The organism is Lysinibacillus sp. NPDC096212 (assembly GCF_044763105.1).
GTDB lineage: Bacteria > Bacillota > Bacilli > Bacillales_A > Planococcaceae > Lysinibacillus.
The window spans coordinates 25,925-47,551 of record NZ_JBIWFQ010000036.1 but is presented as its reverse complement, the minus strand read 5'-3'; the positions used below and the strand labels follow the sequence as shown (position 1 = coordinate 47,551).

Here is a 21,627-nt window from a genome sequence, read left to right as displayed (position 1 = left end):
AATCACAAACTCAAGCAGCATAATTTTAAAAAACGTAAGTTTTCTTAATAGGAGTAGTCTAAGCTCTTGGAAAATATGATTTATGAAATTGATTCGAATAACAATTTATTAAAACATGTTTCTGTCGCTCCATCTTTCGCACAGAAAAAATACTCTCCGTTCATAGTTTCGCCTTCCGATAAGTTTTTCTCTACGACGAAAGTTAGGATTATATTTTCCTCATCAACACGCCCGAAGCTTTCGACATTCCCAAAGAGGATCTTGAAATTTATGTTAATATATCTATATATGGTTTTTATATCTAAATACACATAAAAAGATATTATATGGATAAGTTGATTGGAGAGGAGAGAGATTATGAAACTTGTTTTAATATTCGGTCCTCAAGCAGTTGGGAAAATGACTGTTGGACAGGAATTAGCTAAAATAACGGATTTAAAGCTTTTTCATAACCATATGACGATCGATTTAGTTAGTCATTTTTTTAGTTATGGTACGACTGAAGGAAAAAGATTAGTTAATTTGTTTCGTCAGGAAATATTTGAAGAGGTATCGAAAAGTAATTTGTATGGTTTAATTTTTACTTATGTCTGGGCTTTTGATATGCAGGAGGATTGGGCTTATGTCGACGACCTTGCAAAGCTTTTTGAATCTAGAGGAGGTACTGTTTATTTTGTAGAACTTGAAGCTGATGTAGTAGAAAGATTGGAACGAAATAAAAGTGGTAATCGACTTGAGCATAAACCTTCGAAAAGAGATATTGAATGGTCTGAAAAAGATTTGAAAAGCTCGATGGAAAAATACAGATTAAATTCCTTAGAGGGCGAATTAAATTATGCAAATTATCTCAAGATCAACAACACAAACTTGAGTGCCAAAGAAGTTGCTTTGAGCATTAAGGAAGCATTTCATTTATAGGATTGAAAAACGCCTGGATCTCCAAGCGTTTTTTTCGGTTCTATAATGGAACTACATACCGCTTACAACTTTATTTTAATCAACTGATAATCCGTTAATAAAACAATATACGATTTCTTCTTCTAACTGACTTAATTTACGATTTAGTTGAGTAGATAGTTCATTAACCAAATTCGAGTGGTTTCTTTGATGTTTTTCTGTTAAGTCACAAATCAACTTCAACAACATGATATACCCCATAAAATCCTCTTTAGATAATGGGGGTTCATGCGAAAGTACATAAATTTCGGCATCGAACATTTCAATGATTTCTAAGAGATGTCTAACATTTTCAATTTTATATTGTGGTTGTTGTGTGTAAATACTTGGATACAAGCAATCCCCTAAGAAAAGTACTTTTTCTTCCTCTACAAAAATAAGTGATGAGTCATCAGAGTGATCTCCACCTACATGTTTGACTATACACCGAATACCACCTAATTCAATCTCATATTTATCTTTAAAAGTAATATTAGGTAAAGTGATGGTAATATTTCTGTCTTCTCCATATTCTTTCTTTATCATGTCGGAGCAAAACTGATTCTCTAGGCCTTTTTCGACACGATTATCTAAAGCTTCATCTGACCAATCATAGTTCATCATTTTTTCAAGATGCATTTTTGTATTTTCATGTGCTATGGTTACTAGATTCATCTGATTTGTTCCAAAGCTATGATCCCAATGCCAATGTGTTAATACTACAGAATGAAAATTATTAATTTGATATTGATCTAGTTCACCAAGAAATAACTTAGCATGTTTATTAGAATTTCCTGCATCTACAATTAATGTTTGGTGATTCCCGCATATGGCGGACAGTATTGGTCGATCTGTTTCAGAATCATGCGGTAAATAATGTATACGATTGGTTAGTTGTTTCAAATTTTTCTCCATTATCTTAACTCCCTTTGTTTTAATTAGTTCCGACAATCCTATTTAATGTATCAAGAACATTTTTTAACTCTGTTAAGCTAACTTTCGAATAATATTTTTCCACAAGAATGGCGTCAATTTTATTTAGAAGCTGATGAAACTCTTGACCTCTATCCCCCAGATAAATAAAGGTCTCTCTACGGTTTATTGAATTCTCTTGACGATAGATCATTTTCATTTCTTCTAACTTTGAAATTACTTGGCTAACCGCACTTTTTGAAATACCAAAATGATTTGCAATATCATTCGCAATTACGGGCTCATTGCGAATGATATAAAACATTATAATTTCTTGTTGAGGGGTTAAGTGAAAGTTCTCTAATTCCTCAACCTCCTTGGTTTCTTGTAAAACTAACAACTTGAACTGCTCAAACTTTTGATTGATTTTGTCTATCATTGTTAAATAATCGTGCACAGATTTATCAGCCCCAATTCATCTTTAGTTAAGTTCAGTTTACTTAACTATTATTCGTTTGTCAATTATTGTATGCGCTTATTAAAGATGGAAATCGTTCTCTTCCCCTAGATATTATTTTTGCATAGCCACTGCTCACTAACAGCTCATTTATATTAAAAATAGTAAAGGTTGTTAGTGAGCAGTGGGAAGACAGTAAATTCACAACGTAGGGTTGATTTCCGTTCCGACTGGGTGCTTTCCTGGGGGCATCGGGGCAACAAATTTTTTTTGCGCGAAAGCAAAGCGGCAGTATATGTTCTTCAAAAGGATTACTATGATTTCTTACTAAAGCTCCCGATACTCTATTTAGTTAGATAAGTTATTTAATCAATTATGCCTCGGCATAATTGCGTCCGGAATCGGCTTTGTGCTTAGGCCTGCAGATGTTTTTTGTGCGAAAGCGCAGTGCTAACGTAGCGGCAGCAAAAGGGTTTTATCTGCGCGAAAGCGAAGCGGCAGCAGCAACAACATGTTGCAGGTCAGTTAGCCGTTATCGCATGGATGCGATGATCTTAGGCTAACATCCTCTAAGAACTCCTTTCCGATTCCGTGACATTCGCCGGAGGCTTTAACTTCTTTCAGCGGGTGTTCGGACACCTGCTGAAAGAAGTTAAATGCTCATCAATCCCTTGAACAGCTAGTTCCAACGCTTTAATTCTTCTTTCTAAAAGCGTTCTTTGGGGACTACCAACCTTTGACTTCATATATATGTTCTCAATTGATGGTAATAAACCAGCGAGAACATTGCGCGCTTCTGCTAAATCTTCCTGGTTATAATGATGAGGGCTTTGATTCCAAACGTTTTCTAACATTGCTAAACCAATGCAAACAGCTTTGAGTCGTTTCTTTACTAAGGTAGTATTTGCGCCTTTCTGGGTCATCTGTGACAGGGCACTTTCGAGTTTTCTGAGTGTCGATTGTAAAGATTTTATTGATTCCAATTTTTCTACATTTGATACGTTTTCCATAATAGTACTGCCCTCTCTTCGTTTCTGAAATATATTCTTTAATACTGAAAATCGTTAAAAATCTGATTTCACTCGCAATATTTTATCATAATTACACAGGGGATTTTCAACAATCTGGCCCAATTGAATAGCCTCTTCTATCCGTTTATTTCCAGGGGTATTATTCCTTCCTCAAGGAGACATTTCATTTATAGAACCCCAAAAAACGCCTGGATCTCCAAGCGTTCTTTGTTAATTCGCGGCTTTCGCATACATTTGCAATGCTTTTTTATCAATCTTTCCAACACTTGTTTTTGGCAATTCATCGATGAACATAATCTTTTTGGGCATTTTGTAGCGACCTAGATGCTTGCTACAGATTTCTTTGATTTCTTCTAGTACAGTATCTTGCTTATCCTGGCAAACGATAACTGCTGCCACGATTTCTCCCCAATAATCATCCGCCACTCCAATTACCGCAACCTCTTGCACTAGCTGATGGCGTAAAATACATTGCTCTACTTCCTGGGGATAAACATTTTCTCCACCAGAAATAATCATCTCTTTACTGCGACCGACAATATAAAAGTCACCATCTTCATCCATTAGTGCTAAATCGCCGGTTTTTAACCATCCATCTTGAATGATTTTTTCAGTCTCCTGCTGATTATTCCAGTAAAAGCGAAACATATGCTTTCCTCTAACCATTAGCTCTCCAACAACGTTTGGCGCACAGCTTTCTCCTGCACTATTGATAATTTTCGCTTCATTGAATTGCATGCTCTTCCCCACGGCACCTTTTTTTAAATAGGCGGTCTCCCTAGAAATATAAAAATTATTTGGCCCCGCTTCTGTTAAACCATAGCCCTCTTTAAAAAATAATCCCTTCTTAAAAAATGCGTCATATATCGGATACGGGCATGGTGCGCCCCCTGATAAAAAAACTTTCACTGCAGGGAAACTACTGTTCTTAAAGTAATCCGTCGCAATCATCGCTTGGTACATTGTTGGCACAAAAAGCGAAATCGTTGTCTTGTACTGATTAATCGCCTGAAGAGCTTTTTCTGCCTCAAACTTATCACCAATTACAACTGTACCGCCAGCCATTAGCAGCGGTATACATAAGGCATTCAAACCTCCTGTATGAAATAACGGCATATAATTTAACGTACAATCACTATCACTCAAGCCCCAACTAATAATTGTATTTATAGCATTCCAATTCACAGAATTAAAGGATAGTACAACACCCTTTGCCTTGCCAGTTGTGCCCCCTGTATAAATCATTAACCACGGATCATTAAGGTCTAGTTCTCGAATGCTGAGAACTGCTTCTTCACTAGTTAAACGAAGAGAATGCATGTTTTCAAAAGACAAAGGGCAATTCATATCTTCATCGTAAAGCAGTAAAGAAGGCGTAGCATCCGTCAAAATATCATGCAATTCCTTTTTACTCATACGCCAATTCAATGGCACGTAGATAAGACCTCTTAATCCGCAGGCGAATAAGACAGCAAAAAGCTGAATATGATTTTTCGCAAATACGGCTACACGACTTCCTCCCTGCAAATTTTGGCGCTCAAAAAAATGACTCCATTTTTTGATTTCCTCTGTTAATTGCTGATAAGTCCACTGTTCTTTAGTTTCTAGGTTCACCAATGCTAAACGTTCAGGTGTTAACGATGCACGTTTTAAAATCCAGGATTGCTCTACATACATTTTGAAAGCCTCCTTATCACATCATAATTGCTCCATCCACATGAAGCGTGTGACCGTGGACATAGGAAGCCTCATCAGATGCTAAAAATAAATAAGCATTAGCAATATCTCTAGGTGTTCCTAATCTTTGCAGTGGCACGATGGAGCGCATTTGTGCAAGCACATTTTCTGGCATTTTTTTCACCATATCTGTTTCTGTAAAGCCAGGTGCCACCGCATTCACGTTGATACCTTTGCGCCCCAATTCCTTTGCCCATGATTTGGTCATGCCTACAATAGCCGCCTTTGTGGCAGCGTAATTTGTTTGGCCAACATTGCCATAGACACCGCTAACAGAGGATGTATTAATAATTTTGCCCCCACCGGCAGCAATCATATGTGGAATCACCTCTTGTGTGCAATGAAACACGCCAGTCAAATTCACATCAAGCACCTGGTGAAACTGCTCTTCCGTCATTTTTGTTAGCATTGCATCACGTGTAATACCTGCATTATTCACTAAAATATCAACTCGGCCCGTATGCTCTATAACCGTTGCCACAAGCTTCTTGACGCTTTCTCTATCCGCAACGTTTACTTGCACAAATAATGCCTGATCCCCTAATTGCTGGGCAGCTGAAATACCCGCCTCTTCATTAAAATCTGCAATGACAACGAATGCACCTTCTTCAATAAATCGTTCAGCAGCATCATAGCCAATCCCGTTTGCAGCTCCTGTAATAATGGCAACTTTATTGTTTAAACGCATAATTTTCACCTCCAATTTCTAAAAATGCTTCAATTTCAGTTATAAGTTGTGATAAATCATCAATTAATGGGGAGTGACCGCAGTCTTTTAAGCTGACGAATTGTGCATTTGCACCTAAATCGAGCATTGTTTCGTCATTCATTAATTCTGTTATGACGTAATCACGATCCCCTCTTAACACTAAAACTGGAATGGTAATCTGTTGAACCTCATGAGTGCCGTTAGCTACTTCATGATTAACAGCACTTATATTGAAGACATTTAATGCATGATAAACTTCAGCGAGATTTCTTTGTGTCAGCATATCCTCCACATATGTCTGATAGTGCTCCGGGCTAGGTTGATTATGGGTGTATATAAGTGCGTTCCAGATCGACTGTAAGCCTTGCACATTTTTTAAATCGTAGAAGCCTTGTACTAATTTTGTTTTAGATGTATCGACAAGTACCTCTTCATAGGTAAATGCCCTCTTTAAGGCTGCTTGCTTGCCAGTACCTAAATCCGTGTAAAATGGATAGCCTCTCGTAGATGCCGAGGCTAGTAAAATAAGCTGCTGACAATAGCTTGGATATTGAGCGACAAACTGCATACATACAGCTCCGCCCGTAGACCAGCCAATCATGTCAAAGTGTTTTAATTGAATGGCGTCCACAAAAAGCTTCACATCATCGCTAAAATCTTTAATCGCGGAAATTGGTTTATGATAAGATGAACCACCAAAACCTCGTAAATCTATCGCATAAATTGTATATTTTTCATCCAACGCATCGATTAGAACGTCCCAATGTTTGGAGGATGTCATATTGCCATGAATAAGTAATATAGCACGCTCTCCTCCTTGACGTTTACGATAAGCAATCGTTTCTCCATTTGATAGCTGAACAGTTTTTAGCATCGTAATGCCCCCTTATCCCCATCGAATCGTAATAGTTCCCCATACATAGCCAATCCCTGCACTAACAAGTGTGACGATGTCTCCATCGTGGATACGGCCTTCATCTAACGCCAGCTGCAATGATAATATTTGGTCAATCTGTCCGATATGACCATACTCTCGTAAGTATATGGATTGCTCCTGCTGTAAGCCTAGTTCAGATAAAATATAGTCATGAGCAGATTTTTTCATGTGAAGCATCGCTAAATAACTAATATCCCCCTCAGTTAATCCACTTTTCGCCAAGGATGTTCGAATTACCTTCAAAAAATTGCTTAAAGATTTTTGCTCTAAGCGCTCCCTCATCCCTATTGGATCGATCACATCGAGCTGGTACAAATTATTTTCTAAATCATCAGGCGTCAAAGGTTTTTTCGTACCACCAACAGGCACGACTACATCCTCTGAGAACGAACCATCCGTCATAATATCTGCCTCTAATAAATGATTCTTGTCATAGTCTTTTTGTAAAAGGATAGCGCCACCACCAGCTGCTAAATTGTACATAAAGCGTGTGCGAGGATTGCTATAATCGATAAAATCAACATTTCGATAGCCACCAGCTAGGAGGATAGTCTGAATGGAATCATCCGACGCCATTAAGCTTTTCGCTAGTTTTAGCGCCATAATGGTCGTGCCACATCTTAATTGCACATCGAATGCCCAAGCATTTACGGCCCCTAGCTCCTCCTGCATTTTTATAGAGGCAGTCCACAAGGGATACTCCTTATGCTCCTCTCCCATATAAATCACAACATCAATGTCCTTCGGGTCGATATGAGCCTTGCGTATTGCATCCTGTGCTGCCCATATCCCCATTTGAACCGTATGATCGCGCTCACCAGGAATAGGCTTTTCATAGATGCCCATTTTTTGTCGAATAATATCCTCTGGAATATTGGAAAACCTCGCAATTTCTTTAGATGTCATTTTCGTTTGTGGAATATAGATTCCCGTACTTACAATGCCTACAGTCATTCAAATCGCTCCTTTTCCTGCGACGGGGCAACCGATGTTTGGCCTTTTTCCTTGTGCTTTAAGCGCCATTTCCAAAACATCAGGCGCAGTGATCCAATAATTCCTTTTGGGAAAAAGATAACAGCTAAAATATAAAGAATTCCAAAGAAGATAATCCAACGTTCAAATATTGGATAATCACGAGCTAACCCTGAAAGTGCATGTTGTGCATATTCAATAACAGCCGATCCCAGCAATGGTCCTACCAATGTGCCAACACCACCAATAATCGTCATCAATAATGCATCTAGCGTGATGTCCATTGTCATCACACTCGTATTGACAAATCGTAGTGACACAGCATATAAGGAACCTGCTAAACTTGCAACGGTTCCTGCCACAATTGATGCAATCACTTTATAGTACAAGGTATTATAGCCTAATGATTTTGTTCGTTGTTCATTTTCCCGAACAGCAATTAATATTCGACCAGTTGGTGAGTTAACGAAACGATATAGCACAATAAAAATAACGACTAAGCATGCTAGCACGAAGAAATAAAACGTCATTCGATCTCTAAACATTTCGGGTGCTCTAAACGTAAAACCATCATTTCCATATGTAACAGAACGCCATTTTTCTGCCACTACTAAAAATAGTCCCGAAAAAGATAATGTCAGCATTGCAAAGAAATGACTTTTTAATCGAAGTGTCAGTAATCCTACTAAGAAGCCAATGCACCCTGCTAGCACCATGCCGACTAAGATGGATAATAAAAATGTTGAAAGCGTTGGCTCCATTTGTTTCAGCATGACAGCCGTTGTGTAGGCACCTAAACCAAAAAACATCGCATGCCCGAACGATACAATACCTGTATAGCCAAGGAGAATGTCATAACTCATTGCTAAAATACCGAAAATAAAAATTTGCGTTAATAAAATGATGAGCGTCCTTGAATCATTAACGAAAGGGAGAAGCACTAAAATAGCTAACACGAGGAAAAAGCATACATGCTGCATTGAAAGCCTCATCTTCATGTTGATCTCTCCTTTCTCATAGCAAATAAACCTTGTGGACGGAAAATTAAAACAATGGCCATTAAAATCATATTGACCGCAAGCGATAGCACTGGCACGTAATAAGCCATAAAGCTACCTGCTAAACCGACTAATATAGCTGCCAATAGTGAGCCCGAAAAACTACCCATTCCTCCGATTACAACAACGATAAAACCTAAGATTGCATACTCCATGCCCATTTCCGCATAGATGACACCTGAATACGGAGCCATCAACATGCCGCTAAGTGCTGCTAATGCCGCACCAACCATAAAGACATATAAAAATACTCGCTTTATATGAATGCCAAGTGCCTGTGCCATTTCTTTATCCTGTACACCCGCCCGAACGATAAGCCCAATCTTCGTTTTCTTAAGCATGTATTGAAAAATAGCGAAAATGATAAAACCTACAACAATAATAAATAATCGATATTTTATAATAATAACGTCTCCAATTTCCCAGCTGCCTGCTAAGTAGCTCGGTGTTTTCACTGCCACACCATTTGGACCAAAAACAACTTTAATCAACTCCTGTAGCACAAGCATCAGCCCTAATGTAATTAAAATTTGCTGAATATGATTGCCATACACAGGTGTGATAATTAATTTTTCAGTAATGAGTCCTAATAAAGCCCCTGTTACGACGGCACCTACAATGCCAATTAGAAAGCTCTCTGTGAACATATACGTAAAGATCCCAGCATAAGCCCCCCAAACGAATAAACCACCATGAGCAAAGTTCAAAACATCCATTAGTCCAAAAATCAACGTCAGACCTGCCGCTAGTAAAAAAATTAACATGCCAGTTGCCAGGCCATTAATGACTAAATTGACGAATAGCTCCAATAAAGTACACCACCTTTATCCGATTCCAAGATATTTTCTTTTTAATTCTTCATGATGGATAAGATCCTGCATGTTACCCGAGTGAACTGTTCTGCCATCATCAATCAATGTATACGTATCACCAATTCGGCTCGCCATCAGAAAGTTCTGCTCAACAAGAATGATGGACGTTTGCTTTTTCATTTCAACGATGGCCTCCATTACTTTCTCTACCACTATGGGCGCCAGTCCTTTAGATGGCTCATCAATCAACATTAACTTACTATCATTGATAAATGCCCTTGCCATGGACAGCATTTGTTTTTGACCACCTGAAAGATGTCCGCCAGCCTTCTTCCAAAATTTCTTCAGATCAGGAAACAGCTCTAGCACATAATTTTGTCGCTCGAAAGTAGCCGTATCTTCTTTACGCATGGCCACTTTCATATTTTCCTCAACGGTTAAATCTGCAAAAACCCCTTGGTTTTCAGGTACATAACCTATTCCTAATTTTGCAACTTTATAGGTAGGGCTTTTTTTAATAGAATGTGAGCGAAATTCCACCTCGCCCTTTGAGGCAGGTGTTAACCCCATAATCGTTTTTAAAGTGGTCGTTTTACCCGCTCCATTTCTACCAAGCAGTACACTTACTTGCCCCTCCATGGCCTCAAAATTGACTCCTTGCAAAATATGGTATTGACCGATATATGTGTGGACATCATTTAATTTCAGTAAGGTGTTCATCGTACAGACCTCCTAAATATGCATTTTGTACGGTTTCGTTTTTCATGATGTCCCCTGGAGTTCCATCCGCAAGAAGCTGGCCGTTAAATAGCACCATAATCGAGTCCGACAAATCTAGAATCATATCCATTTTGTGCTCAATAAGCAGAATGGTTTTATCACCTTGATTTTTAATGGTGCGAATAACTTCTAAAATCGTTGGCACCTCCTCTAAGGACATGCCTGCCGTTGGTTCATCAAGTAAAAGGATTTCCGTATCAAGTGCTAACAGCATAGCAATCTCAAGCTTTCTCTTTTCCCCATGGGACAACATTGTCGTAAAGGCATCTCTTTTATTGTCAAGCAAGACAAGTGTTAATAGCTCCTCCGCTTTTTCGGTAATCGCCTTATAGCTTTTGTAATGGCGAAATAATTGGTAACGAACTTTCTCCTTGGATTGCACAGCTAAACGGACATTCTCTAAAACTGTCAAGTTCGGGAAAACATTCGTAATTTGAAAAGAACGCCCGAGACCCATTCGTGTTCTTTCAATTGCTGATTTTTTCGCAAGTGACTGTCCTTTAAAATAGACATCCCCGGCAGTCGGCTTTAATTCTCCACTAAGCAAATTAAAGAAGGTTGTTTTTCCAGCTCCATTAGGTCCAATAATTGATTTCAAATGCTTTTCCGGCATATTAAAATTCACCTGGTCGACAGCTGTGTGTCCGCCAAAACGAATAGTTAAGTTTTCTGTTCGTAAAATAGGTTCCATCGTATTCTCCTTTCTAGTACTTCTATCTCTCTTCACCCATTCTCATTTGAAAGTGGGTGAAGAGAGACAGAAAATATCTGTCTCGTAATTTCACTTATTCAAGATTGGAGGTGCCGTTTCTTCAGGGCTAAGCTCACGAATTAGCACTGGTACTGGATAATCTACACCATCTTGTTTTTCTAAACGGATCGAATACATCGACTGTAATGCTTGATGATCTTCTTTTCGGAAAGTCATCGTTCCTTTTGGTGTTTCAAATGACATTCCTTCCATAATGCCGATAAGTTTTTCCGCATCTGTATCGCCATTTGATTTTTTCAGCGCATCAACAATAGAGATGGCTGCAGACATGCCTCCTGGCGTAAATAAATCCGGAATTTCATTGAAGCGTTTTTGATGTTCCTCCACTAACCATTTATTGACATCATTTTGTGGTAACGTATGATAATAAACAGAGAACCCTTCCATACCAATTAATGGTTTCATAAGTTTTAATGCAATAATATCTGGTGCACCCGTTGAAATTTTAATGCCCTTTTCTTGAATTTTTAAATCTGCAATTTGATTCCACGGTGAGTTTGCTCCAGCCCATACGACAAATAAATAATCTGGTTTTGCAGCAATTACTTTTTGCAAATTAGACGTAAAATCAGTTGCTGCTGGATCTGCATATTCCTCTAAAACAATTTCTGCGCCTAGCTTTTCTGCAGCTGTCTTAAATGCCTTTACCCCGTCCCAGCCAAAAGAATAATCCGGTGCAAACGTTGCGATTTTAACACCTTTTCCCGCAATCGCCGCCGCTGCAGCATAAGCATCCTGAGAAGAATTTCGACCTGTACGGAAAATATATTTATTAAATTCTGAGCCCGTAATGCTATCCGCTACTGCAGGCTCCACCACCATAATTTTTTGATATTCTTCCGCAAGTGGTAGTACAGCGAGCGTATCACCTGAGCTAGAGGAACCAACTAAGAAATCAACCTTGTCATCTTCTAATAGCTTTGTCGCTTTTTGTACAGCAACCTCAGGCTTTGTTTCTGTATCTTCATAGACAATTTCTATTTTCTTACCGTTAACCTCCATCGTACCGCCTGTAGCATAATCAATTCCTAATTCAAATCCATGCTGTGTTTGTTTCCCATACGACTCAAGAGCACCCGTCAATGACGCAAGCACACCGATTTTAATAGTGCCCCCTTCCTCAGCTGTACCTTTTGTATCATCCTCCGAAGCCTTACCACCTGTTGAATTAACCTTCGTACCGTCTGAATTACAAGCCACCATCAACATTGTCAGCATCAATAAAAGCATAATTAACCAATGCTTCTTCATCCCAATACCCCTTTCATCATGAACTAAAATAGAAAGCGTTTTCGTTGCTATGTAAACACTATATAAAACTTAAGTTACAAATTAGTTACAAGATAGTTGGGTCAGTTTATTGAGCCAACTATCTCTGCAGCGAAGTGCAACGACAGCGACAAAAATCTTTAAATGAGCTCCCTTTTTAGGTGGGTGAAAGTTTTTTTCCGGGGATGAGAGATTTATCGGAATAAATTCGTGTTTTATCGGAACAATTTTGAGATTTATCGGAACAATTTCAGGTTTTATCGGAATGTTTCATCGATTTATCGGAACATTTTAGAAAATACAGTGTAAGCTGCCACTTTTTCTGCAACAACAGCAAAACAGTTTTATTATATAAAATTCATATTAATTCATTAGTAATAATATATTATCCATATTGAAATCTGGTTTTTATAATGAAGATAGCACTTTTAAAGGGAGGGTCTATAATGGAGTTTAGTAAACTTGGCAATAGCGGATTGACAATAAGCAAGATAGCATACGGAAACTGGATAAATCATGGGGGTAAAGTAGATGAGGATACTGCAAAAGAGTGTGTTAAAGCAGCACTAGATGTCGGTATAACTACATTCGATACTGCTGATGTTTATTCAGAAACTAAAGCTGAAGAAATACTCGGCAGGTCTTTACAAGGTATTCGCCGGGAGAGCATTGAACTATGTACAAAGGTGTGCCATCCGACTGGGAATGGGCAAAACGATAAAGGTTTATCACGAAAACATATTCTAGAAAATTGTCATGCATCTTTGCGTCGGTTACAAACAGACTATATAGATGTCTATTATGCACACAGGTATGACCCAACTACTCCACTTGAAGAAACGATGTTAGCTTTCGCAGATCTTGTAAGACAAGGTAAAGTGCTTTATATTGGTGTAAGTGAGTGGACAGCAGAACAAATCACCCGTGGTGCAGCACTTTCACGGGAATTGAAAATTCCGTTCATCGCAAGCCAACCCCAGTATTCAATGTTGTGGAGAGTTATCGAAAGCGATATTATACCAACCTGTCAACGTGAGGGACTTGGGCAAGTAGTATGGTCGCCTTTAGCACAAGGTGTTCTCACTGGAAAATATCTACCCCAAAAACCGGTACCAGCCCAATCACGTGCTAATTCTCCGGCAGGCAAACCATTTTTTAATAAACTTGCACAACGTTGGATGAACGATAATGTGCTCACTGCTATTCAGAAGCTTAAACCCATCGCACAAGAGATTGATCTTACTCTCGCTCAACTCGCAGTAGCTTGGGTACTACAAAATCAGAACGTTTCCTCAGCAATTATCGGTGCCTCGAGCCCAGAACAGGTAAGAGAGAATGCGCTCGCTTCAGGTATCAAACTAGACATTGAAATTATGAATCAGATTGACAAAGTATTAGAAGGTTTCGTTGAGTACGACCCGAGTAAAACAGGTTAATAATATTTTATTACCCATCCCCTTTAGGATGGGGTTTTATTTTTGGTGATCAAATTTCAAAATCGAATACATCTCTCTAACAACTGTTAAGAAATGATTAACTACTGCAGATTTTTCATCTTCTCTCCAACTAACATATAAATTTACTTTTGGTGTAGTCTCTTGGATTTTTTTATAGATAACCCCAGGATGTTTATAGCTTTCCACCGACGATGGAACGACAGAAACTCCCATTCCGGTTGCCACTAAATTAACAATCGTTTGCATTTGAATAGCTTCTTGGACAACATTTAAACTTACACCATGATCCCAAAAGTAGCTAATAATTAAATCGTAAAAATTAGGACCCATATGACGCGGAAACAAAATAAATGGTTCATCAATTAACAATCGGAGTGGTATATCGGGCAATAAGGCGAAAGGATGATCTTGTTGTAAAACCAATTTTAAAGATTCTTCCGAACAAACTTCAGAAGAGAGAATTCCGTTGTTTTGTTTAGAACGAATAAATCCAATATGAATTTGTTTCTCATAAAGCGCTTTTAATTGCTGCTCCGTTGTCATTTCACGTAAAATAAGATGGATTTTAGGAAAGCGTTCTCGAAATTTATTAAGAACTTCTATAACAATTTCTGTGGAATCGACAAAACCAATAATTAAGCTCCCTATTTTCCCTTCAGCTGCGAGTTGTGTTTCTTTTATGGTTCTTTCTAACTGAAGCAGTGTTTGTTTAGATCCTTCTAAAAATATCTTCCCAGCATCCGTAAGTTCAACCATTCTTTTCGTTCGATTAAAAAGTTGAACTCCCAATTCTACTTCTAATTTACGAATTTCTTGGCTTAAAGGAGGTTGCGCCATCCTCAGACGTTCTGCTGCACGACTAAAATTCAATTCTTCTGCCACCATTATGAAATATCGCATTTTCCTAATATCTATTTGCAACTATCCCTTCTACTAAATTCGATTCAGGACTTCTTTTAATATTGAACTCATTGGTGTCTTGTGAATTCTTCAATCGATCAATGGATTTCATTTTGTCTTTTTAAAAATGTATTTCAATCGTTAATTTCCACTGCCCGCTCCAACCATTCACTCATAAGATTCGTAAACAAATTTGCTTGTTCAATTTGCAAGTTATGCCCAGCCTTATCTAAAATGGTGAAGGCTGCTCTTGGAAATTTATCTAAAATAGCAAAAGCGTCCTTATAGCCAACCATGGAATCCTGTTTACCTAGCAAAAATAAGCAAGGTTTAGCAAATGAAATCTCATCTACAGGAAAAGAAAAACTATAGTTTTTTTGGATTTTTTCTAAAAATGCCACATCTGCTTTTTCTATACCTGCAAACACTTCATTTGTGTAACGCTGACAATTATATTCATCTAAAACAACTAGATGCGAGCTAAAATCTTCTAGCTCCTGTTTCGTTAGTGTCGATAAAAAGTCTTTATCCGCCGAGACAACACTTTGTTCTGGCACAGTTCGACTTTGTTTATCTGGAATAATCAACGGACAAATAAACGCAGCCCCTAAAATTTGTTCATGATACTCTCTCATAATTCCACGGACTAAATATCCACCATAAGATTCTCCTACTAATAAATAACGTTCATTTGGTATTAATGAGTGAATTAGTTCTATAACGGCCTCGAGCATTTCATCTGAGTTATTGATCTTTTCGTAGTCTGTCGTCTTGCCCATTCCTGGAAGGTCAATATAGATTCGTTTCCAGCCCTCCCTTTCTGCAAAAACAGGCTCCATACATCCCTTCATTAGTTGATGGTCTGGGGAATATCCATGGAGCATAACGATTGGTGTTCCGGTCCCAATTATTTCATAGTAAATATTCGCCTTACTTACCTTACAAAATGACATAGTAGTTCCTCCAAATATTATAAAAATTATTGATTAAAATACATAAATGTTCATCAAAAGTTGTTATGGCTTTTTCTTGTAGGTGCCGGTTGATTGGAGTGGAGACTGGGTGACTCCTTGGAGATTAGCGTCACTGATGATACCCTACCGGACCCGGGTCATCGGACGCTCCCAGCCAGTGGGAACGGAAATCAATCCCATGTTAAGATAATATCCCCAAAATAACCAACTGTCCAATATATACTAGCCCATTATTAAATCATAAACAACCATCGTCGATTCCATCGGTGTTGTATTTAGTTCATTTTTTAATTGCTGCACACATTTTTCATACCATTTTAACGCAAGGGAGCGGTTTTGTAATTGATAGTAACTATACATCAACAACCGATAGCCTTCTTCCCATAATGGATCCTCACGAATTATTCTTTCTGCATAAAAAATAGCTTGCTTAAAATTTTGTTGCCGCGTCGCATTTTGTGCTAATTTTTCCAGTACTTCAATATACATTGAATCTAGCTTTTCTCGATCCTGTATGAGCCAATCTAACTGCTTTTTTTCAGCATAAAGTACATCCGTATAGCTCGTTTCAGCAAGCTGCAGCCATTCGTTTGACAATTGTGGATCGAACTCCTCCATCCCTAATTCATAAAAATAGAGAAAGCGTTCGGCATCGATTTGTAGAAATTGAATTTGCTGCAATTGGTACATATTATTTTTACGCTGAATGAAAAAGCTTTCCTGACGCGCGTTTCTACTTGGCTCAAGCACTTTTAATAACGTATTCAATACAACTTTAAAATCTCGATCTAGCGATTCAACATTTCGCTCTGGCCATAATGCCTGTGCAATCTCTTCCTTTGGCGTAAATCGGTTGCGATGACAATATAAATAGACGAAGAGCTCCTTCGATTTATCACGTTGCCATTCTTTATCCTCAAGCTTTCGATGCTTTCTTATTAAATGTAGACTGCCTAAAAAGTTCATCTGTATTTCCTCATGCGGATAAACAATATTATCCTCTACTTGAAAAAAGCTACGCATCGCTAAAATAGCAGCATTTTCCCCATCACACTTTCTACTAAATTGTAAAAGCTCATAAAAAATCATCCTATTCGGTGGACCGAGGATGGTTTTCCTTTGTAAAAAGTAGTCATAACCATTTGTAATACATAGCTGTGCAAACTGCTGAAAATAATGATTGAATTGTTGAGGATTATTTTCTTTGAAGGCAATGACAGATTGAAAGAAAAGTACATGCATCTCCCCATTTTGATCGCCACAGTCCTGGAATAATCGCTGTGCCTTCATTAATAATTGCTTCGCCCGTTCAAATTCCTGTTGAGAAATAATAATTTTAACCTCAGCGATTAATATAAGAGCGGTCATCCATGCATCTTGTACTTGCTCCGTTTCCCGTAATCCGAGCGCTACATATTTTTTAGCAGAGATAATATCTCCTTGCGCATGTTTGACAATTGCAAGTCCCATGTACGGCTCGGCCTTTACGCGAGAAATATTAATGGTATTCAACAATGTAAGGGCTTTTTCATAAGCATTGCAGGCTCCTTGATAATCAGGAAAATCTATTAATAGTAATGCATGTGCTTTGCGAATATAGCCAACAGCCTCAATAAAAACCGATTTTTCACGTAATCCCCTACGAATCCCATGCTGAGCGGCATACCAAGCATCCTTCCCTAGCCCTAATAACGCATAGACAAATGATGCCAATAGCTCACTCTCTCTATGTGTCGCGACAAGCTGTGGTGGTAATTCCAATCTCTGCGTCAGCAATTCCTTTGCTTCTAGTAGCTGCCCTGTTCTTAACAATATGCGAACATCAACATTTGCTCTTTGTAGCACATCCTCTGTCAAAGCAACCTCACCTATAAAAATTTGTGCGCCTTTCGCCTTCCCTAAATTCACCAAATTTTCTGCATACTGACGTTGCAATTCGAGAAGTTCCTCTTCGTTTAACGGCGTATGATCCGCTAACTCTAACGCTCTTTTTAAATGCGGCTCTGCCAATGCCGGCTGGATTGTATCGAGATAAATATGTGCTAAACCTGCTTGGGCTTTCGTCATAAAGAGATAATCATTCTTATTTTTTGCGATGTTTGCACAATGTTCATAGGACTGCTTCGCTCTTTCATAATAAGCACGATAACGGTGGCACTCACCTTCAAAATAATATAATTTGTAATATTCCGATTTTTCATCAGCTGTAAATCGATTTATTTTTTCTAATAGCCACTCAAATTGCCCTGCACGGACTAGACTTTCGGCATGATTTTGTAATAACTCACCACTAAAATCCTGATCATTCGTTTTAAATGCATGATGAAGAACAGCTTGTATATTTTTCTCTTTTACATAATACAATGCTGCTTGTTTATGTAATGCAATATATTGCGAAGCATTTTGTCGCCATTTTAGCTCTAAAAAACGAATGAACAATGCATGAAAACGATATAAACCATCCGTTGTGATCGGTTGAATAAATAAATGTCGCTGTATAAACAGTTTTAACGCCTCTGCTATTTCCGAACTATAAAATTGTGTGATAAACTCCTCAGAAAATGTGGGAAAAATCGCCAGTTTTAGTATAGCCTCTTGCTCGAATGCTGACATCTTAAGATAAACTTCCTCCGATAAATAGGTGAAAAGATCATTTGTAGAAATATTTAGCCAATGCGCTAACGATTCATTGTTCCATTGCTCAGCTAATAAAGAAATACTAATTGCCCAGCCCTCTGTAATTTCTAAAACCTTAGATATTTCTTCATCTGTTAAATGCACTGCTACATAATCCTCGAAAAAAACAGCGATTTCCTCTGAAGAAAATGCTAATTCTCCTTCTGCAATAACGAGTAATTTCTTTTGTAGCTTTAATCTTCTCGTAATATCCCAATTCGGCAACGTTCTAGAGGCGATAATAAAATGAACATTCGGTGGTGAAAACTCAATTATTTTTTCCATCACATAATTAATATGAAATTCATGATCAACAAGATGGTAGTCGTCAATAACAATTAGAATCGGCCCTTCGATTTCACATAAACTGTTGACAAACAGCTTAAACCAACGATTTAGTTCCTCTATTTTCGGAAAACGGGATAATTGATTCCATGCATCAAATTCTTGACCGAAGCTCGGAACAATACGTGTGATACTATAAAATAAATGTCTTAAAAACGGCAATATATTATCATCTTCCTCCGACACACTATACCAGGAAAATTTGCTTGATTGTGCATGTAGAAATTGTGTAAGGATTGTTGTTTTGCCATACCCTGCTCCACTATGAATAAGTGTACAAGTATGGTCTAGGCTTTTTTTTAATGTTCTCATTAATAAAGCTCTACTAATACAATGATTGGAAGGTCTCGGTGGAATACACTTAGATTGAATAATAATGTCTGTAGTCATATGTGATAACCTCCCCATTCAACTGGTTATGTAAGGTTAAAAGTCTTCAAAGCTTAAAATCTTTTAAATTATAGGCCAATCACCATACGTAGAGTTGTTCCATTCAAAAATTACTTATCATATTTCTTAAACTCAGGAGTTTCCATGAGTCTTTGGAAAAAGATATCTTTAGCTTCCCTATAGGCATCCATCGATTTGGCTTCGTATTCTTTCTTCAATTTATCATATGCATCTCGATATTTATTATTTGCCAATAAAACTTCTCTAAATTTCCAAAAGAAATCAAACTCAGAATCAATTACAGTTAATTGAACTCCTAAAGGAGGATTAGTTGTATCATCTTTAAATGCCCTAAATGTATCTGTTTTGACACTTTCATTATTTCTTTCATATAAATTAGATAGAAGCTCTACTGCTTTCGAAAATTGTTCAGCACTAACACGTACTTGGATGTCTAAATCACCCTTAGTAATGCTATTAGGAATTGCTGAACTACCGACATGCTGGATATCAGCCTTCGGTATTATATCTGTAATTTTATTTTTGTGTATCAAAAAAGTTTTCTCAGCATTTTCATGAAATAGTTCACTTTTGAAAAAATTTACTTTTTCCATATAAAACTCCCCCAATTACAAAGTAGCAACGTTAGATTGGTACAACTACTTTAGTAGATATTCCTAAATTAATTCTATAGTAAGTGTAGCAATTCCAATTGGTACTTTATCCTTTATTTTACCATCATAGCCCACTTTTACCTTATCGCCAATATGAAATATTTCATCTAGATTATTCGCAAGCGCTTAGACCATTTATCTCCTCAATGTTAAAAGAATCCATTTTGAAAAATGATCAAAATGGATTCTGAACCAGAAAATTTATGTTTTGTTTTTATAAAAAGGTAATCCTTCTCTACCTAAGTATTTTTATCAATATCGAAAAATAGTTTCATCCTATTCCAATAATCTTTTCCAATAATCTGCAATATGAATAAAGGTTTTTTCTGATTTATCTTGGATAAAGCCCTTAGCAGCTTCATCGTCTTTGTCATATGGAGAGATTCCTTTTGTCGCAAACTTCAAATATTGCTTTTGTATTTGAGACATCAAGGCATCAACCTCTGGTTTATTTTTGAGAGTGTTAAATTTTTCTTTATAGCTCTCTATCATTTCAGTAATTTCTGCTACTGTATAATTTATTTTACCTAGTTTATTAGTAATGGATAGATCTCTCTTACAGATTTTCCGAACGAGAAAGCCTATGCAGGGTGTAGCCCGTTTTTAGCCATGGGATGAAAGTGAGGTCAGACAAGAGGTAACTATTGCTACCTTAATTGTCTGAAAAGGTGTTATACTTCATCTATAGGCTAGTAAAAGTCTATAAAACACGCTCGTTCATTGAAAATTGGATATTGTATAAGGTTCGATAGCCTAATTCATGCTATCGGTAAAACAATATGTGTCGTCACGAAAAAGACGCTAAAACACATCGGACGAAACCAACTATACGCTATGGTAACAGTAGTGTAGCCCTATCTGCTATATGCACTGGATAGGGAGGGGTAATGGGATACCCCAATCTTGAGAACTGTTCAAAACAGAAATGGACTGCGAACGCATAGTTACTCAGGAATCCCACTGACATTAGTCAGCTTGTCCCTTTAGGGGTGGGAGTCTCAAGTTCAGCACTTAAAGATGAAGTATCCATACCTCGCATCTCAAATACTTTCGCACGTCCTCTATAAAACTTTTCTTCTTGAGAAGCATGATTTATCACACGGCTTTCATTATGTTTAACATATTGATCGATTAAGTCATCGAAGCCCTGTTTCATATCACCTGTTAAATACTTTTCACTAAAAAATTTTAAAGCAGCTGTTGAAGCAGCAAGTTCCAACTGTGCTTCTGTAGAACTTAATTCTTGTGTAATTGGCGTCCGTCCTACTTTAATATCCCTTCCTTTCATCTGGGATATATCCAAATTATCTAGACCGTCCGTTATGTCTACCAGCATATTTTCTATGTCGTCAATTGTGTGTGATTCTTTGCCCGTAAAAAAGCCCGTGTCACTCAAATATTGACTAAAAATAAGCCACTGATCCTGTGGACGATACGAAAAAATATCGGAAGGATCAGGATTTACCGATCGCATGTCCATCTTTGCGATTTCTTTCTCTGTCATAGCTTTTAAATACTTTACTTCATCAGATAGAGTGAGTGTATATGCTTTACCATCACGTTCAACTTCAATTTCATTTTTTCCGCCAAGTGGTTGCCCCTTTACAAGGTTAGGATTGCTAAGCGCCTCTTGTCTATGGTACTCCCTAACTGCAGCTTCATACAGAAGAATAATTTGCACTTCATTCACCTCATCGTTTATTCCAATTTAGTTAAGAAAGCTTTCGTTGGTAATACATTTATACCAGCACCGTAATATATTTAATTTCAGCCTATATTAATAGAAATTAAATACGAACCACATAGTATATCGGGTCAAAATAGTTTTA

20 protein-coding genes are annotated in these 21,627 nt (G+C 37.7%); 2 read left to right on the top strand and 18 right to left on the bottom strand.

Annotated features, from left to right (window positions below; all coding sequences use genetic code 11):
• Positions 1 to 357: 357 nt before the first annotated feature.
• Complete coding sequence (locus ACIQ7T_RS24880) at positions 358 to 918, top strand: DEAD/DEAH box helicase family protein (RefSeq protein WP_402874460.1); 561 nt, start codon at positions 358 to 360, stop codon at positions 916 to 918.
• 75 nt (positions 919 to 993) lie between these two features.
• Here ACIQ7T_RS24880 and ACIQ7T_RS24875 read toward each other — a convergent pair whose 3' ends face one another.
• The 12 genes from ACIQ7T_RS24875 to ACIQ7T_RS24820 form a co-directional block, all read right to left on the bottom strand.
• Positions 994 to 1,851: an MBL fold metallo-hydrolase gene (locus tag ACIQ7T_RS24875; RefSeq protein WP_402874457.1), complete on the bottom strand. Its 858-nt coding sequence runs from the start codon at positions 1,849 to 1,851 to the stop codon at positions 994 to 996.
• A 19-nt stretch (positions 1,852 to 1,870) separates the two neighbouring features.
• Positions 1,871 to 2,305, bottom strand: coding sequence for a MarR family winged helix-turn-helix transcriptional regulator (locus ACIQ7T_RS24870; protein ID WP_370076568.1), 435 nt, complete (start codon positions 2,303 to 2,305; stop codon positions 1,871 to 1,873).
• A gap of 620 nt (positions 2,306 to 2,925) precedes the next feature.
• A complete protein-coding gene (locus tag ACIQ7T_RS24865) occupies positions 2,926 to 3,315 on the bottom strand; it encodes a hypothetical protein (protein WP_402874453.1) in 390 nt (129 codons plus the stop codon).
• 231 nt (positions 3,316 to 3,546) lie between these two features.
• On the bottom strand, positions 3,547 to 5,013 hold the full coding sequence (locus ACIQ7T_RS24860) for a class I adenylate-forming enzyme family protein (RefSeq protein WP_402874450.1): 1,467 nt from the start codon (positions 5,011 to 5,013) through the stop codon (positions 3,547 to 3,549).
• Between the two features lie 16 nt (positions 5,014 to 5,029).
• Positions 5,030 to 5,761, bottom strand: a complete 732-nt coding sequence (gene fabG / locus ACIQ7T_RS24855) for a 3-oxoacyl-ACP reductase FabG (protein ID WP_402874447.1) — start codon at positions 5,759 to 5,761, stop codon at positions 5,030 to 5,032.
• Complete coding sequence (gene phaZ, locus ACIQ7T_RS24850; protein ID WP_402874444.1) at positions 5,745 to 6,656, bottom strand: intracellular short-chain-length polyhydroxyalkanoate depolymerase; 912 nt, start codon at positions 6,654 to 6,656, stop codon at positions 5,745 to 5,747. Before phaZ ends, fabG begins: the two co-directional genes overlap by 17 nt.
• Positions 6,657 to 6,668: 12 nt before the next feature.
• Positions 6,669 to 7,673, bottom strand: coding sequence for a 3-oxoacyl-ACP synthase (locus ACIQ7T_RS24845; protein ID WP_402874441.1), 1,005 nt, complete (start codon positions 7,671 to 7,673; stop codon positions 6,669 to 6,671).
• The gene (locus tag ACIQ7T_RS24840; RefSeq protein WP_402874469.1) at positions 7,670 to 8,683 is read right to left on the bottom strand and encodes a branched-chain amino acid ABC transporter permease; all 1,014 of its coding nucleotides are present in this window, start codon (positions 8,681 to 8,683) and stop codon (positions 7,670 to 7,672) included. The genes ACIQ7T_RS24845 and ACIQ7T_RS24840 overlap by 4 nt, the downstream gene beginning before the upstream one ends.
• Before the next feature lie 2 nt (positions 8,684 to 8,685).
• On the bottom strand, positions 8,686 to 9,558 hold the full coding sequence (locus ACIQ7T_RS24835; protein ID WP_402874438.1) for a branched-chain amino acid ABC transporter permease: 873 nt from the start codon (positions 9,556 to 9,558) through the stop codon (positions 8,686 to 8,688).
• A gap of 15 nt (positions 9,559 to 9,573) precedes the next feature.
• Entirely contained in the window at positions 9,574 to 10,281 is a 708-nt protein-coding gene (locus tag ACIQ7T_RS24830; protein WP_402874435.1) for an ABC transporter ATP-binding protein, read from the bottom strand.
• Positions 10,256 to 11,032 carry an ABC transporter ATP-binding protein gene (locus ACIQ7T_RS24825; RefSeq protein ID WP_402874432.1) on the bottom strand — a complete coding sequence of 259 codons (777 nt, stop codon included), beginning with the start codon at positions 11,030 to 11,032 and terminating at the stop codon, positions 10,256 to 10,258. Before ACIQ7T_RS24825 ends, ACIQ7T_RS24830 begins: the two co-directional genes overlap by 26 nt.
• Before the next feature lie 90 nt (positions 11,033 to 11,122).
• The gene (locus ACIQ7T_RS24820) at positions 11,123 to 12,364 is read right to left on the bottom strand and encodes a substrate-binding domain-containing protein (RefSeq protein ID WP_402874429.1); all 1,242 of its coding nucleotides are present in this window, start codon (positions 12,362 to 12,364) and stop codon (positions 11,123 to 11,125) included.
• A gap of 464 nt (positions 12,365 to 12,828) precedes the next feature.
• Here ACIQ7T_RS24820 and ACIQ7T_RS24815 point away from each other — a divergent pair, with 464 nt between their 5' ends.
• Positions 12,829 to 13,818, top strand: a complete 990-nt coding sequence (locus ACIQ7T_RS24815) for an aldo/keto reductase family protein (RefSeq protein ID WP_370076586.1) — start codon at positions 12,829 to 12,831, stop codon at positions 13,816 to 13,818.
• Positions 13,819 to 13,854: 36 nt separating this feature from the next.
• On the opposite strand, the gene ACIQ7T_RS24810 is transcribed toward ACIQ7T_RS24815, so the two are convergent.
• The 6 genes from ACIQ7T_RS24810 to ACIQ7T_RS24785 form a co-directional block, all read right to left on the bottom strand.
• The gene (locus ACIQ7T_RS24810; protein ID WP_402874466.1) at positions 13,855 to 14,754 is read right to left on the bottom strand and encodes a LysR substrate-binding domain-containing protein; all 900 of its coding nucleotides are present in this window, start codon (positions 14,752 to 14,754) and stop codon (positions 13,855 to 13,857) included.
• Positions 14,755 to 14,873: 119 nt separating this feature from the next.
• Positions 14,874 to 15,692 carry an alpha/beta fold hydrolase gene (locus ACIQ7T_RS24805; RefSeq protein WP_370076588.1) on the bottom strand — a complete coding sequence of 273 codons (819 nt, stop codon included), beginning with the start codon at positions 15,690 to 15,692 and terminating at the stop codon, positions 14,874 to 14,876.
• A gap of 243 nt (positions 15,693 to 15,935) precedes the next feature.
• On the bottom strand, positions 15,936 to 19,124 hold the full coding sequence (locus tag ACIQ7T_RS24800; protein WP_402874425.1) for a BTAD domain-containing putative transcriptional regulator: 3,189 nt from the start codon (positions 19,122 to 19,124) through the stop codon (positions 15,936 to 15,938).
• Between the two features lie 110 nt (positions 19,125 to 19,234).
• The gene (locus tag ACIQ7T_RS24795) at positions 19,235 to 19,738 is read right to left on the bottom strand and encodes a GrpB family protein (RefSeq protein WP_402874422.1); all 504 of its coding nucleotides are present in this window, start codon (positions 19,736 to 19,738) and stop codon (positions 19,235 to 19,237) included.
• Positions 19,739 to 20,074: 336 nt separating this feature from the next.
• Positions 20,075 to 20,290 carry a hypothetical protein gene (locus ACIQ7T_RS24790; RefSeq protein WP_370076594.1) on the bottom strand — a complete coding sequence of 72 codons (216 nt, stop codon included), beginning with the start codon at positions 20,288 to 20,290 and terminating at the stop codon, positions 20,075 to 20,077.
• A 478-nt stretch (positions 20,291 to 20,768) separates the two neighbouring features.
• Positions 20,769 to 21,479, bottom strand: a complete 711-nt coding sequence (locus tag ACIQ7T_RS24785; RefSeq protein WP_370076596.1) for a hypothetical protein — start codon at positions 21,477 to 21,479, stop codon at positions 20,769 to 20,771.
• Positions 21,480 to 21,627: the final 148 nt, after the last annotated feature.